Raw genomic sequence first — 1594 nt, 5'->3', positions numbered from 1 at the left:
GGGCCCCGCACTCCCCGTTCGACTCCACGGCGACGGAGGAGCTGGGCCAGAACGCGATCGTCATCCGCGTCCAGCCGGACGAGGGCATGACCGTGCGGTTCGGCTCCAAGGTGCCGGGCACCTCGATGGAGATCCGGGACGTGTCGATGGACTTCGCCTACGGCGAGTCCTTCACCGAGTCGAGCCCGGAGGCGTACGAGCGGCTCATCCTGGACGTCCTGCTCGGCGACGCCAATTTGTTCCCCCGTCACCAGGAAGTGGAAGAGTCCTGGAAGATCCTCGACCCGATCGAGGCGTACTGGGCGCAGCACGGAAGGCCGGCCCAGTACGCGTCGGGAACGTGGGGTCCCCAGGAGGCAGACGAGATGCTCGCACGAGACGGACGGAGCTGGCGCAGGCCATGAAGATCGACCTGACCGACACCACGGCAAGCAAGATCAACAAGGCGCTGGTGCAGGGCCGCCGCGCCATCGGCACCCCTGCCGTGGGCATGGTGCTGACGATGGTCATCGTCACGGACGAGGAGAACGCCTACGACTCGATCCGGGCGGCCGAGGAAGCCTCGCACGAGCACCCCTCGCGGACCCTGGTGGTCATCAAGCGGCACGCCCGCACCCTGCGCGACCGCACCACCTCGCGGCTGGACGCCGAGGTCCGCGTCGGCTCGGAGGCCGGCACAGGCGAGACGGTCGTGCTGCGGACCTACGGCGAGGTGTCCGACCACGCCGACTCGGTGGTCCTGCCCCTGCTGCTGCCGGACGCACCGGTGGTCGTGTGGTGGCCGGTGGACGCGCCCGACACCCCGTCGAAGGACCCGCTGGGCGCGCTCGCCCAGCGCCGGATCACCGACCTGTACGCGGTCGAGCGGCCGATGGAGGTCCTGGAGACCCGGGCCCGCAACTACGCTCCCGGCGACACCGACCTCGCCTGGACCCGGCTCACGCTGTGGCGGTCCATGCTGGCCGCCGCCCTGGACCAGGCCCGGACCAAGGTCACGTCGGCGGCCGTCGAGGCCGAGCAGGACAACCCCAGCGCCGAGCTGCTGTCGCGCTGGCTGGAAGCCCGCCTCGGCGTCCCGGTGGACCGCGTGGTCACCGCGGGCCCGGTGGTGACGGCGGTGCGCCTGGGCACCGGCAACGGCGAGATCGTCATCGACCGCCCCGAGGGCCCGCTCGCCACGCTGACCCTGCCGGGCCAGCCGCCGCGCACCCTCGCCCTGAAGGTCCGCCAGACCTCCGAACTCATCGCCGAGGAGCTGCGCCGCCTCGACGCCGACGAGATGTACGCCATCGCCCTCAAGGGCGAGGCCGCCAAGGAGAACGCCTGACATGTCCGACGCACCGTCAGACACCATCGAGCCGACCCGCCGGCCCGAGTGGACGGCCCTCGCCGGCCACCGCGCCGAGGGGCAGCCGGACCTGCGTGAGCTGTTCGCGACGGACCCCGGCCGCGCCGAGCGGTACGTCGTGCGGGCCGGCGATCTGCACATCGACTACAGCAAGCACCTGGTCACCGACGAGACGCTGCGGCTGCTGCGCGAGCTGGCCGCCGCGACGGACGTCTTCGGCCTCAGGGACGCCATGTTCCGCGGGGA

The 1594-nt window shown here is 71.8% G+C and carries 1 protein-coding gene and 2 pseudogenes; all 3 read left to right on the top strand.

The features are described from left to right. Positions 1–404, top strand: a pseudogene (locus AB0H32_RS48300) (glucose-6-phosphate dehydrogenase); the annotation flags it as partial. Next, on the top strand, positions 401–1327 hold the full coding sequence (gene opcA / locus AB0H32_RS48295) for a glucose-6-phosphate dehydrogenase assembly protein OpcA (RefSeq protein ID WP_361136102.1): 927 nt from the start codon (positions 401–403) through the stop codon (positions 1325–1327). The pseudogene AB0H32_RS48300 and the gene opcA, both read left to right, overlap by 4 nt. Position 1328: 1 nt before the next feature. Further along, positions 1329–1594 (top strand): annotated as a pseudogene (locus AB0H32_RS48290) (glucose-6-phosphate isomerase); the annotation flags it as partial.

Source organism: Streptomyces sp. NPDC020362, from assembly GCF_040642095.1.
Lineage (GTDB): Bacteria > Actinomycetota > Actinomycetes > Streptomycetales > Streptomycetaceae > Streptomyces.
The sequence above is the reverse complement of the archived record's forward strand: the minus strand, read 5'-3'. Positions and strand labels throughout refer to the sequence as shown.

Bases quoted from the DNA above. Each gene is read 5' to 3' on its own strand.
- opcA (WP_361136102.1), top strand. From the start codon at position 401: ATGAAGATCGACCTGACCGACACCACGGCAAGCAAGATCAACAAGGCG.